Raw genomic sequence first — 14,173 nt, 5'->3', positions numbered from 1 at the left:
GATCAGGTTTTTACTAACAAGGTAGCAATTTAATCAAATAGAGCAGGTTTAGTTAGTAAAAAAACGATCCTTAGTAGTTTATCGGGCTTTTTTTGCTTTTTATCACCACGGAAGATCAGATTTTTACTAACTAATTAAGAAGGCTAGATCACTATTTAACTAACCTACCCCCCTTTACAGATCACGATATTACTAACTAATTAAAAGCACTTAATAGTTTAGTCAGTTGTTCTAAGCGCTTGTCTGTCATCACTTTATTATTAATTTTTATTGAAACGTCACCACTTTTAAGGTTACGTTGCACACTAATAAAGTCGTTTTCAAGCACAGCCTCACGCTTTAATGCTGTTTTAGGCTCTGCGGTTAATAGTTTAGTGATCAGCATAGCGCGCTTGTCGTCGGCTTCTAAGGCGTTAACTTCATCATTGCTTGCAAGTGCTACAACTAACTCGTTAAATGCAACCTCGTCTCGCTCCTTTGCGTTAATCAGCTTTTTAGCGACTTCTCTACCAACATGATTAGCTGTTGGGTAAAGGGCTATAACATCGGCAGATATTTGCTCATACGCTTTAATAGCATCCGCAATGGCGGTATGCGATACCCCTTCAATAACGGCAATCTCGCGGTACGATCCTTTTTTGCCTTGTTGAATGAGTTCGTTTCGAGTTTGCTGATACGCTTGACCTAACTCCCAAAGACTTGGAGCAATGTATTGATCCGAAGAAACTGCTAACACTTTGGCATCTTGCTCATTAAAATCACTTGAACTCAAAACAAGATAATCTGCACCAGCCAAAATACAGGCTTTGCGACGTCTTGAGCCTGCAAGAACAAGACTCATATCACCTTGATCCCAAAGCAGGGCGGGGTGCTGATTACGTCCATCTTCTTTAATTGCAGGAAGTATATCGGATACCGACTTTTCGTTTAAAAGCGCTTGTACACGGCGATTTTTACCATAAACCTGAGTCGATTTTTCAATCTCGTTATGAGCAATCACTTTACAAACCAAGGTAATTTCGCGATTAGGATCGCTTGGCGCAGGCATACGAATAACATCGCCTGCATTAGCTTGCTCTAAAAGAGCGTCTAAGCTGCTACTGCCAACAGCGGTTGCAAAGGGATCTAAGCGGGTGTCATTTTTACGTTTTTTAGCCATTTTTAGTCAACATCCTTACTTAGGCGTATTTAATTTTGATTGTGTAGATTGCCAATTTGAACGAATTAGCATTTCGAGTTCGTCTACAACATCTTTGATATTTTCTTGTGCGCGCATTAACGATTCTCTACTCGCTAAACTGTCAGACGCTTTTTGATCAAAAATAGTATTAAACGAGGATGAACTCGCAGTAATTGCTGAGCTGTGATTAATAGGGTAGCTCATGACTTGGCGACCAAAGGCGCTTCTTACGTCTTTAACTATGTCACGTTGTGAGTGATTACCTTTTACATAATTGGTAACCAAAAATTGCATAAAGTCCCAACCATCGTGACCAAGAGCTGCAACGGTATGATAAATCTCACCTAAACGTTTTAAATATTTATTATTAGCATCAAAGTCTACCGCTTCAGGATGAACCGGTATAAGCATCGCTGTAGAAGCCATTAATGCATTATAAAACATAAAGTTAAGAGTAGGCGCTGTATCAATTAGTAAAATATCAAATTCATCTTTTACTGGCTCGATAACACGCTCTAACAGCTTATGGTAATGGCGAGTTTGCTCATAGTTTGAGGTGTCTTTAAGCAAAGTTGCAGTTTCGTGTTCAAAATAAAAATCATCCATACCTGAGGGTAAAACACGAATATTAGGAATATGAGTTGGTAAAAAAGAGTTTGAAACAAATTCAGGCCAGGTTTCTCCTTCTTCAAGATCAATGCAGTCACGCATTAAATCACCAACAGTAATTGGGTCGGGCTCAGAAGATGGGAAAAAGCTAGATGATGACCCCTGTGGATCTAAATCGACAATGCCAATTCGGTAACGCTTGATGTTAGTAGTTGCAAGTGCTGCAGCAATATTAACCATGCTCGTTGTTTTACCACAACCACCTTTTAGTGAATTAATAACAATAACTTGGAGTTTGTCTGTCGGTGCACGATGATCGGGTTTTATATCCATTATATCGGCCATGGCAAAAATATTAACCAACGTATAAGCGTAATGACCGTTTGCACCGCGTTTTATGTTTAAATCGTCAAAATCACCATTGTCATGGCGTCTTTTTAAGGTACGATTATTACAACCAAGTAAATCAGCAGCGGCTTTTTGGGTGTAGGTTCTTAATTCTTTTTCTTCAGATTTAAGATGGGCGCGGTAATGTTGAATACGTCCTTCTAGTGATTTTTCAGCAACTTCTGCGGTTGCTTTCAAAAGTCGGTAGGTATCTAGCGCATTATTATTGATAGACATACTTTATTCCTCAAAGTTAGGCGTTTAGTATAATGTCCATTCAATTAGCTGTAAACAACTATTTAAGGCGACATGCATTTTAAATACATGACATATAAAATAATTTTACGCCTTTAATATTGCTTAGTATAAATAAAGAAGTTTAAGTATGGTTAAATATATAAGGTATTAAAGGTTAAGGCTTCAAAATATACATATAACATTATGATTTATATAAACAATGTTAAAAAAAGTGGATCAGCATTGTACGTGGTTAAGATCAGATCCTTATCTACTGGCAGATCACTTTTTTACTAAGCAAATATTTAGCAGCTTAGTTATGCACAGGTTAAGCACTGAGTTAATCACAAAGCAGATGATGTAGATCATGTTTTTACTAAGTAAATTATAAAGTTATGCACCCACCATCAGGAATAATAAGCGGTTTAATTAGTATAGATCTGATCTGTAGTAAGTACAGATCAGATCTATGCTAACTGGAACTAAGCTTATCCACAGGCCTCTCATTTTTGCTGTCATTTGTCGTGCTAAATTAAAAAAAAAACACTTTGCAATGGACAAATTTATTCTTCAGTTAGTAAAAATTCGGTTTATTAAAGCCTAGTTAGTAAAAACCTGATCTGAAATCTCATGTTTTAACTTTTTCTTAGTAAAATATTGATCTGTGCATTTTATTTGAAGTCAGATCACTTTTATACTAACTTAAACATTTAACTTTTGTGGCTTTATGTGTTGTTATTAGCTGTCACAATAAAAACGGAAATAAAAACCATGAGCCGAAAGGTCAACATCTCGGTAGATAACTTGCCCGATACACTTAGGGGCCAAATTCACGGGGTGGAAAGTGCAATTGATAACGAAAGCTTAGCACTATTTACAGATAATAAAGATGTGCGAATTTCGATAGAAAATGCAGCCCATGGGTTACGCGCTTACTCTAACACATTTAACCATTATGACCTGTGGGGACGCTTTGTTCGCTCAGGACATAAAAAGCTGCCACTTGAAGAAGCCCCTAAAAAAACCATAATTACACGTAAGATATCTGAAAAAGTAGACGGTATTTTATACGATGGTGAAATTAAAATAACACCGGCTGTGGTAAGTACTCGTAAAGATGGTGAAGACGTAGAATACTTAGTTTGGCCATCAGATAGAGAAGAAAAAGTTGAGCGTGCACTTATTCGCCTTGCTTCAAAAGGTAAAATAGTAAAAATTAATTTTAAGTCCGGTATTCAATATGCCGTTGTGTTTTCTATGAACGAATTAGCACAAGAACTTAAAGCGGTAGGTCAATCTATGCCTTACCCACAAATTAAAGAATCGCTCGAAGCATTACAAGGTTCAAAACTTTCTTTTAAATATTCTGCTACTGACACTAAAAACTCTGATATTGATGATTCGTTCTACGAGTCGAATATGAACTTTTTATCGTCTTTACACTTTAGTGGTAAAAAAGGCCAAGGCGGAAATGTTAAATGCGTAGCGTGTTTAAATGCGTTTGTTCATAACATGATCGATAACCTTGAATATAAAGGTTATTATTTTAATAGTGCTCAAGAGTTAAAGCGCGGATTATCGCGTTGGATGATGCTACGTTTATATCATTTATGGCGCTATGCTGCCCCAGGAAAAACATACCATTTTAGACTGCTGTCTATAATGGAGAAATATGGCTCTATCTATTCAACTGATGATATTACCGAAAATAAATTAAAAGCACTGCGCCGTGATATGACTACCACGATGAAAGATTTAATAGAAAAAGGAGCAATATCTGAGTACAGCATTACTAATGTAAAAGATGATAAAACAGGTAATATTGTAGATTACACTTATGAAATGCACCCATCTGATCAGTTTTGTGATGAAATACTGGCATTAAATAAACATAACAAGCGTATAGAGATACAAGGTGGTAAACGCATTGTTGAAAATGCAGTATTAATTGATGAAGATAAGCTAGAAGAAATTGTAGAAAAATAATTATATTAATTTTTACCAGTATTTATATTAAAGGCCACATTAAGTGGCCTTTTTAACATAATTACTTTGTTACTTGTTCTAAATATAATCGGTCTACCAGAAAGTCATACTCACGTTTTCGTGGATGTGATAACGGTTTTTCGTAACTCGGCAGTTGGCCATACTTAACATCGGGTTGTGGGTTTATAAGAATAAAAGGTAAGGCTGCACTAACATGATAACGATTTTGGGCCGTGTATCTAACATTAACTTGTGGGCTAACTCGGGTAGGGCGCCTAATTCGTAATTTTTCTTTTTCACCTAGACTGGCAACACGAACTTGCTCTTGAGCAACCAATGATTGCCATTTTTGCTGATCAATCATTCTTGGGTTTTTATACCCAGCGGACTTTTCGAGCATTTCAAGAGCCATCTTTTTTGTGAGTGTTTTAGTGGCGTGTTTATGCATCCAAGTAAAACGAACTGAAAAAGGGGATTCGCTTTCGCTATGAATTTTACGATAAGCGGCAAGCGTAATTAAATTTGGCATAGCATTATGCACGGCTTCAAATCGAGCATCGTTATTGTCTATCGCCAAAATACAATTTTTAAATGCCGCTTTTGCATTATTAACTTGAGCAATCCGATCAATAATGGCTTGTTTATTAGCGTCTTGTATAATTAATAAACCAGGGTGGCGCTTTAATACGCGACTACTCAGACCAGGCTTTTTATACATATCAGAAAAAGAATTTAAAATAGCCTTTTGTGCTAGTTCCCCTGTAATTTTAGATACTGCAATCGACTCGGGAATTATATTTTCATCCACACTGCTTATTTCTGGGAGTTGATAGTATTCAGCCTTAGCAAACCCATATTCTTTAAGCTCCTCAATTAGCCTAAGCGTTAACTCATTGAGTAAATCAAACTGACTTCTAATTTGTACCTTTGTAACCATAACACCACCAAGAACACATCTTACTATTTAGCTATTTTCGCAAATAACCTTTTCTTTTGGTAGTCATTTCTTAAATATCACTCTAACGCTAAGAATAAACTTAAACTTGATTAAGTATGATGTGTTCTTTATTGGTAGTGTGTTCATTTTAATAATAATATTTTCTAACTTACTAATAGTTATATATAAACGCAGTATGAAGGAGTGGGTATAACCAGCAGAACTACTCAGCTAGCATATATATTTAAAACTACATAACTGATGGCTGATATATTTAATTTTAACTGTAAAGTTAAGAATACATATAGTTAATTTAAGTATGATGTGTTCCTTGTGCTAACATTATCTTATACAGCTTAGCTAAGTGGCTACAAGCAAAGCTTAATAAATACCACTCTTACTATTTATCCTATTGTTTTGTAATGTATTAGTGTTCTTTATTTATATATTTATTATCAATAAAATAGTTAAATCATAGATAATAATCCTATTTAAATTTAACTAATAACTAAATAATTGGTAAATAGTGTATTTAGTCCTTGAACAAAGCCCTCTGCATACGTTAATTTCAATACATCAGGTAATAGGAATGAGGAATGAACATGCAATCGTGGAACCCAAATAGTTGGAGAGAACTGCCAATACTGCAGCAGCCACAGTACCCAGATCAAGACATATTAAAATCGGTTGAAGGCCAGCTTAAAAGCGCACCGCCTTTAGTGTTTGCAGAAGAGACTAGAAGTTTGTTTAAACAACTTGAAGATGTGTGTGAAGGCCGCGCATTTTTACTTCAAGGTGGTGACTGCGCAGAATCATTTAGTGACTTTAACGCTGCAAATATTCGGGATACATTTAAGACCATTTTACAAATGGCTGTTGTACTAACCTACGGCGGTAAATGCCCAGTTGTAAAAATTGCACGTATGGCAGGTCAATACGCTAAGCCACGCTCAGCCGACTTAGAAACAATAGACGGTGTTTCGTTACCATCTTACCGTGGTGATATAGTAAATAACTTTGAGTTTACTGAAGAAGCGCGTATTCCAGACCCTCAGCGTTTAATGACCGCGTATCATCACAGTGCGGCAACACTCAACCTACTACGTGCTTTTGCACAAGGTGGGCTTGCTGACTTACATCAGGTTAACCGTTGGAACATGGGCTTTGTTGCTGCTAATCCACAAAAAGCAAAATACCAACAGCTGGCAGATAAAATTCAAGACGCTTTAGAATTCATGGAAGTATGTGGTATTAATTCAACTATAGCGCCAAGCTTAAAAGAAACAGATTTATACACATCACACGAAGCGTTATTGTTAGGCTATGAAGAGGCATTAACCCGTAGAGACCATTTATCAGGCGACTGGTACGATTGTTCAGCGCACTTTGTTTGGATTGGTGAGCGCACACGTCAGTTAGACCATGCTCATATTGAATTCTTTAAGGGCATTAAAAATCCAATAGGCGTAAAAGTTGGCCCAGGTATGGATCCTGACGAACTTATCCGTTTAATTGATGCACTGAACCCAGATAACATTCCTGGCAGGTTAACGCTCATTACACGAATGGGTGCAGATGTATTACCAGAGAAGCTACCAGCGCTTGTTCGCAAAGTACAGCAAGAAGGGCGTAAGGTAATTTGGAGCTCAGATCCAATGCATGGCAATACAGAGAAAGCCAGCTCAGGTTATAAAACTCGCAGCTTTGATAACATTATGCGCGAAATTAGTCAGTTCTTCGCTGTTCACAAAGCTGAAGGCTCATACGCAGGTGGTGTTCATTTAGAAATGACCGGACAACACGTTACTGAATGTACCGGTGGTGCATACGGTTTATCAGATGATGACTTAGCGCAGCGTTACAAAACTCAATGTGACCCTCGCTTAAATGCCGACCAAGTATTAGAGCTTGGCTTTTTAGTTGCAGACCTTTTAAAGGATGCTCGCAAGTAATACACCTTCTTAAAATGTTAAAAGCCGCTATTATTTAGCGGCTTTTTTGTGTGCTGGGCGCAATTACATGCTTAAATCACATGTTAGTTTGTTAGTACTTACGGCGCTCAAGACCTGTATCAGAAATGATTTTTGCTGAGATCTCTTCAACAGAATGGTGGGTAGAATTTAAATGAGCAATTTTATGCTTCTTGTAGAGCATTTCTACTTCGCGCACTTCAATACGACACTGTCTAATTGATGCATATTTTGAATTTGCCATTCGTCTATCTCTGATCGCAGCCAGTCTCTCAGGGTCTATAGTTAAACCAAACAGTTTATGCTTATAAGGCACTAAGCACTTGGGTAACCCTTCGCTTTCTAAATCATCTTCTGTGATCGGATAATTGGCCGCTTTAATACCGTATTGTAGGGCTAAATACAGGCTTGTTGGCGTTTTACCGCTTCGACTAACGCCAACTAAAATAATATCAGCCTCAGCAAAGTTTTTAATATTACCGCCGTCGTCATTCATTAAAGCATAGTTAACTGCATCAATTCTAAAGTCATAACTTTTTTCGTGTATTGAATGGGTTCTATGTACTTTAGGTACTGGGGCAACGTTTAATTCGCTTTCAATTTTTTCGCTATAGGTTGTTAAAAAGTCATACGAGACAGCATCTGCAGAGCGAATAATTTCCGATAATTTATGATTCACAAAAGTAAAAAACACTAGAGGCTTCTCACCTTGCTTAGACGATGTGGCGTTAATAAGCGCTTTGATTTCATGCGCTTTTTCTTCGGTTTCTACAAAAGGAATTGTTTTATGATTAAATTCGACAGGAAATAAAGACAAGGTCGCATGACCAAACACTTCAGATGTGATTGCCGTGCCATCTGAAATATAAAACGCAGTTCTCATAAAGCCTCTTTTTTATTACATTTAATTTTAAAATAAGTGTATCACGGTTTACGTGAGGACGTTTGCCAGTGTAGAATGGGGGCGACCTTTATAAAAGGTTTTCTTTCTTAACTCTCACAGTTAGTACTACAATTTGTTTTTTGGAGAAAGATCCGTGCAAGAATACGTTCTCTGGTATCAAGAGCTTGGTATGCAAGATGTTCCTCGAGTTGGTGGTAAAAATGCCTCACTTGGTGAAATGATTTCAAACTTAGCTAACGCAGGTGTGCAAGTCCCAGGTGGTTTTGCTACTACCTCAGACGCTTTTAACGAGTTTTTAGAACAATCAGGACTCAACGCAAAAATTCACGACATTTTAGATACTCTTGATGTTGATGATGTAAACACACTCGCCAAAGTCGGCGCCGATATCCGTCAGTGGATTATCGATACCCCATTCCAACCTAGTCTAGATAAAGCAATCCGCGATGCATACAGCCAACTTCATGGTGATGCTTCTGCAGATGTTTCATTCGCTGTTCGTTCATCAGCTACTGCTGAAGATATGCCAGACGCCTCGTTTGCAGGCCAACAAGAAACGTTCTTAAACGTTGTTGGTATTGATTCTGTAATGACTGCTATTAAACACGTATTCGCTTCGTTATTTAACGACCGCGCTATTTCTTATCGTGTTCACCAAGGCTACGATCACCGTGGTGTAGCGTTATCAGCGGGTATTCAACGCATGGTACGCTCTGATAAATCAGCATCAGGTGTTATGTTCAGTATTGATACTGAATCGGGCTTTGAAGATGTAGTGTTTATCACATCAAGCTATGGTTTGGGTGAAATGGTTGTTCAGGGTGCGGTTAACCCTGATGAATTTTATGTTCATAAACCAACGCTACTTAAAAACAAGCCAGCTGTAGTACGTCGTAACATTGGCTCTAAAGCCATTCAAATGATTTACTCTCAAGACAAAGCTCATGGCAAACAAGTAGAAATTGTTGACGTAGACTCAGCACTTTCAAACAAATTTTCGATTACAGATGAAGAAGTGCAAGATCTTGCCAAACAAGCTGTAATCATTGAAAAACATTACGGTCGTCCAATGGACATCGAATGGGCAAAAGATGGTAACGATGGCAAACTATATATAGTTCAAGCGCGTCCAGAAACTGTTCGCTCAAACGAAGACACAAACGTAATGGAACGCTTCCAACTAAATGGCAGCAGCAATGTTGTTGTTGAAGGCCGTGCAATTGGTCATAAAATTGGTAGTGGTGTTGTACGTGTACTTGATTCAATCAAAGAGATGGACCAAGTACAAGTAGGTGACATATTAGTTACCGACATGACAGACCCAGACTGGGAACCTATTATGAAACGCGCGGCTGCGATTGTTACAAATCGTGGTGGTCGTACATGTCATGCTGCAATCATTGCTCGTGAGTTAGGTATTCCAGCCGTTGTTGGTTGTGGTAATGCAACAGACTTAATTAAAGCTGGTCAAGAAGTTACTGTATCATGCGCCGAAGGCGATACTGGTTTCATCTACGAAGGTATTTTAGACTTTGAAGTACTTACTTCACGTGTTGATGAAATGCCTGAACTTCCAATGAAAGTGATGATGAACGTAGGTAACCCAGATCGCGCATTCGATTTTGCACGTTTACCACATTCAGGTGTTGGCCTTGCGCGCGTTGAGTTTATCATCAACCGTATGATTGGCGTTCACCCTAAAGCGTTATTAAATTTTGATGCACAAACAGATGCATTAAAAGCAGAAATCACAGACATGATTGCCGGTTACGAATCACCTGTTGAATTCTATATTGGTAAACTAGTAGAAGGTATTTCTACCTTAGGTTGTGCGTTTGCACCAGAGCGTGTAATTGTTCGTATGTCTGATTTTAAATCAAACGAATATGCTAACTTAGTGGGCGGCCAGCAATACGAGCCAGAAGAAGAAAACCCAATGATTGGTTTCCGTGGCGCTGCACGTTATATCTCTGAAGACTTCCGTGATTGTTTTGCACTTGAGTGTGAAGCAATAAAACGCGTAAGAAACAGCATGGATATGACCAACATCGAAATTATGATCCCATTCGTACGTACCCTTGAAGAAGGTAAACGCGTTATTGAATTACTTGAAGAACACGGCCTTAAACGTGGCGAAAATGGTCTTAAAGTAATCATGATGTGTGAGCTTCCGTCAAACGCATTAATGGCTGAAGAATTTTTAGAATACTTTGATGGTTTTTCTATCGGTTCTAACGATTTAACTCAGTTAACGCTTGGTCTTGACCGCGATTCAGGTTTAATTGCTCACCTATTTGATGAGCGTGACCCTGCAATCAAAAAGCTACTTTCTATGGCAATTAAAACAGCCAAAGAGAAAGGTAAATATGTAGGTATTTGTGGTCAAGGTCCTTCAGATCATGAAGACTTTGCAGCATGGTTAGTAGAGCAGGGCATTGACTCTGTTTCGCTAAACCCAGATACAGTACTAGAAACATGGTTATACTTAGCAGACAAACTTGCTAAGTAAGTTACCTCGTTAAAAAATGCCAGCAACTGCTGGCATTTTTTATGACTAAAAATTAATTTTTTGCTAATTTTTTATCTAAATAGGCACATGAACGAGTCAGTGCTTTTTGACACCAAGTTAAATACCCTCTAGCTTTAGGGTAATACATAGAAAAGCAGAATAAGCCTGCAATAAAAAATATTAACGATGGCCCTGGCACCACAGCAAACAATAATCCGAGTAAAATAAACAGTGTTCCGCTGATCTGCATTAGTAGTTTTTTCATATAAACCTCATAGTAGGCGTTTAACTTGATTATAATTGCAGCTGCTCATATATCGATAAAAAGAGTGTTACAAACTGTAAAATCTTCAATTTCTATTAGCCATCGCCATGATATAATTACACAAATGCATTAATAAGCGCCGCCATGATAGCAACTATTACACAACAAGATGCCGCGACCGAGCTTGTCGCAAATTATTTAAATACTATAAAAAATCAAGGGTTTACTGGAGATACAGACGCAAGCTATGCAACCAGACTCACAGCGTCAACCGATAACAGTATCTACCAGCAGCTTCCGCAAGGTGTTATTTTTCCAAAAAGCGAAAAAGACATTCAAGTTGCTCTGCAAATAGCATCGCAAGACCCTTTTTTATCGTTAACTTTTGGTCCTCGCGGTGGCGGCACAGGAACAAACGGTCAATCTTTAACGCCTGGTATTGTAGTTGATTTATCACGTTATATGCGTGAAATCCTCGAGATAAATGTTGAAGAAGGTTGGGTACGAGTTCAAACCGGTGTGATAAAAGATCAACTTAACGACTTTTTAAAACCGTATGGATTTTTCTTTTCACCCGATTTATCTACCAGTAACCGCGCCACTATTGGCGGCATGATCAGTACTGATGCATCGGGGCAAGGCTCCTTAGTTTATGGCAAAACCAGCGACCATGTTTTAGGGCTAACCACCTATTTAGTTGATGGCACTGCAATGTCTACCAGTCCAATAGACATTGAAAAAGCAAAAATAATTGCCGATCAGGAATCCTTAATTGGCAAACTCTACAAAACAGTATTAGACATATCACTTAATGAACGCGACGCTATATTAGCCAAATTTCCACGGTTAAATAGATTTTTAACCGGTTATGACCTAGAGCATGTGCTAAGTGAAGACTTACAAACTTTTGATATGAGCCGCTTAATAACCGGATCAGAAGGCTCTTTAGGCATAGTTACTGAAGCAAAATTAAACCTAACACCTATCGCAGAATTTAAAACCCTCATAAATATAAAATATGACAGTTTTGATTCTGCGCTTCGCCATTCACCATTTTTAGTTGATGCCCGCGCAACTTCAGTTGAAACTGTTGACAGCAAAGTATTAAATCTTGCCCGCGAAGATATTATTTGGCATTCAGTATCGGACTTAATAACTGATATACCAAATAAAGATATGCAAGGACTCAACATGGTTGAGTTTAATGCCGTATCACCAGAAGACATAAAAGACAAAGTAGACACTTTGTGCAAATTGTTAGATGAGTGTGTTGCTAACCAAACTAATGGCGTTATTGGCTATCAGTTAACCAGTAATAAAAGCGATATACTGAAAATTTATGCAATGCGTAAAAAATCAGTGGGTTTACTCGGTAATGTAAAAGGCAGCCAAAAACCTCTCGCGTTTGCAGAAGACACCGCCGTTCCACCAGAAAATTTAGCCGATTATATTGTTGAATTTAGAGCGCTACTCGATAGCCATAAATTACAATACGGTATGTTTGGTCATGTTGATGCTGGCGTTTTACATGTTAGGCCGGCACTTGATATGTGCGACCCAGAACAAGAAAAATTACTGCGTACTATTTCAGATGAAGTAGTAAAACTCACCGCAAAATACGGTGGTTTAATGTGGGGCGAGCACGGTAAAGGTTACAGAAGTGAATACGGTCCTGAATTTTTTGGTGAGCATTTATTTACGCAATTACGAAAAATAAAATCGGCGTTTGATCCAAATAATAAAATCAACCCCGGAAAAATATGTACCCCGCTTGAAAGTGAAGACTTACTAGTTAGCGTTGATGGGCAAAAGCGTTCTTACTTCGACAAGCAAATTTCAATTGATGTTAAGACCAGTTTCAACAATGCAATGACCTGTAATGGTAACGGCTTATGCTTTAATTATGATGAAAACTCGCCAATGTGCCCGTCGTATAAAGTAACTGGCGATCGCCGTAATTCGCCAAAAGGCCGAGCAGGGCTAATGCGTGAATGGTTACGTCTTCAAGAGTCAAAAGATGTTAATTTACTTGAGGTAGAAAAAGAACTTAACAAGGGTGAAGTAATTACTTGGTGGGAGCGCTTTGTTCATAGCAGAGAGAAAAAACAAGGCGTTTACGATTTTTCGCATGAGTTAAAAGCCTCAATGGATGAATGTTTAGCGTGTAAAGCGTGTACCACGGCTTGCCCAATAAAAGTAGATGTGCCAACTTTCCGTGCCCGTTTTTTAAATTATTATCACAGTTATTATGCCCGCCCACTCAAAGATTACTTAGTGGGTAATATAGAAAATAGCGCACCGTTAATGGCAAAATTTGCCAGGGTTATTAATCCAATTGTAAAGACATCATTAGTTAGTGGGCTCATTAAAAAAACCGTAGGTTATGTTGATACCCCGCAGTTAAGTATTCCTGCACTCAATAAACGTGTAAACAAAGCGCAAACATTTAATTTAGAATTACTTAAAAAATTAAGTACCGATGAACAAAATGATTATGTACTCATTGTTCAAGACCCATTCACCAGCTTTTACGAAGCAGAATTGGTTGAGAGTTTTATTACACTAATTACTCAGCTTGGAAAAAAACCAATGCTGTTACCCTTTAAACCCAATGGCAAACCTCAGCACGTGAAAGGTTTTTTGCATGAATTTAAGCTAACGGCAAAAAATGCTGCAGAGTTTTTAAATCAGCTTAATGATATTAATGCACCGCTAGTTGGTTTAGATGCGTCGTTAGTGATGTGTTATCGCGATGAATATAATACAATTTTAGAAAATAACCGTGGCGATTTTAATGTGCAACTTGCGCATGAATGGTTAGAAACACAATCGTTCAGTGCTTTAGAAGCTAAACAAATAAATACTGAATTTACCTTATTAAGTCACTGTACCGAAACGACTGCATTACCAAAAGCCGCAAGTGTGTGGAAAAGTATTTTTGATCAGCTTGGTTTAACATTAAACACCACAAGTACTGGGTGTTGTGGTATGGCCGGCACTTATGGTCATGAAGCACAAAACCAAGCAAACTCCAAAGCACTTTATGAAATGAGTTGGAAACCTATCGTTGATAAAAATAAACCTGAGCAACTTTTATCAACTGGCTTTTCATGTCGTAGCCAAGTAAAACGTTATGAAAAATTTAAGCCTAAGCATCCGATAGAGTTACTGGCAAAAGTACTTAGTTAA

At 38.0% G+C, this 14,173-nt stretch carries 9 protein-coding genes; 4 read left to right on the top strand and 5 right to left on the bottom strand.

The genetic code is table 11. From position 1 onward, the window contains the following. Positions 1 to 196: 196 nt before the first annotated feature. Together ACZ5WS_RS17575 and ACZ5WS_RS17570 are read right to left on the bottom strand one after the other, a co-directional pair. Positions 197 to 1,159: a transcriptional regulator gene (locus ACZ5WS_RS17575; protein ID WP_010388796.1), complete on the bottom strand. Its 963-nt coding sequence runs from the start codon at positions 1,157 to 1,159 to the stop codon at positions 197 to 199. Positions 1,160 to 1,174: 15 nt separating this feature from the next. Continuing rightward, on the bottom strand, positions 1,175 to 2,413 hold the full coding sequence (locus ACZ5WS_RS17570) for an AAA family ATPase (RefSeq protein WP_008110834.1): 1,239 nt from the start codon (positions 2,411 to 2,413) through the stop codon (positions 1,175 to 1,177). A 771-nt stretch (positions 2,414 to 3,184) separates the two neighbouring features. Here ACZ5WS_RS17570 and ACZ5WS_RS17565 point away from each other — a divergent pair. Continuing rightward, positions 3,185 to 4,399 (top strand): hypothetical protein, encoded by a 1,215-nt coding sequence (locus tag ACZ5WS_RS17565; RefSeq protein ID WP_013463357.1) that lies wholly within the window; start codon positions 3,185 to 3,187, stop codon positions 4,397 to 4,399. A gap of 61 nt (positions 4,400 to 4,460) precedes the next feature. On the opposite strand, the gene ACZ5WS_RS17560 is transcribed toward ACZ5WS_RS17565, so the two are convergent. Beyond that, the gene (locus tag ACZ5WS_RS17560; protein WP_075170152.1) at positions 4,461 to 5,336 is read right to left on the bottom strand and encodes a DNA replication terminus site-binding protein; all 876 of its coding nucleotides are present in this window, start codon (positions 5,334 to 5,336) and stop codon (positions 4,461 to 4,463) included. A 602-nt stretch (positions 5,337 to 5,938) separates the two neighbouring features. On the opposite strand from ACZ5WS_RS17560, the gene ACZ5WS_RS17555 reads away from it, so the two are divergent. Then, entirely contained in the window at positions 5,939 to 7,288 is a 1,350-nt protein-coding gene (locus tag ACZ5WS_RS17555; protein ID WP_171039112.1) for a class II 3-deoxy-7-phosphoheptulonate synthase, read from the top strand. 91 nt (positions 7,289 to 7,379) lie between these two features. On the opposite strand, the gene ppsR is transcribed toward ACZ5WS_RS17555, so the two are convergent. Beyond that, complete coding sequence (gene ppsR, locus ACZ5WS_RS17550) at positions 7,380 to 8,189, bottom strand: posphoenolpyruvate synthetase regulatory kinase/phosphorylase PpsR (RefSeq protein WP_008108730.1); 810 nt, start codon at positions 8,187 to 8,189, stop codon at positions 7,380 to 7,382. A gap of 154 nt (positions 8,190 to 8,343) precedes the next feature. Between ppsR and ppsA the strand changes: the two genes are divergently transcribed. After that, on the top strand, positions 8,344 to 10,719 hold the full coding sequence (ppsA, locus tag ACZ5WS_RS17545) for a phosphoenolpyruvate synthase (RefSeq protein ID WP_008108727.1): 2,376 nt from the start codon (positions 8,344 to 8,346) through the stop codon (positions 10,717 to 10,719). Positions 10,720 to 10,771: 52 nt separating this feature from the next. Here the strand turns inward: ppsA and ACZ5WS_RS17540 are convergent, their stop codons facing one another. Next, the gene (locus ACZ5WS_RS17540; RefSeq protein ID WP_008108725.1) at positions 10,772 to 10,984 is read right to left on the bottom strand and encodes a PGPGW domain-containing protein; all 213 of its coding nucleotides are present in this window, start codon (positions 10,982 to 10,984) and stop codon (positions 10,772 to 10,774) included. Positions 10,985 to 11,128: 144 nt separating this feature from the next. Here ACZ5WS_RS17540 and ydiJ point away from each other — a divergent pair, with 144 nt between their 5' ends. Next, a complete protein-coding gene (ydiJ, locus tag ACZ5WS_RS17535; protein WP_464711566.1) occupies positions 11,129 to 14,173 on the top strand; it encodes a D-2-hydroxyglutarate dehydrogenase YdiJ in 3,045 nt (1,014 codons plus the stop codon).

This window comes from Pseudoalteromonas sp. 11L1, assembly GCF_055397545.1.
Note: the sequence above shows the minus strand (reverse complement) of the source record. Positions and strands in the feature narration are given on the sequence as shown.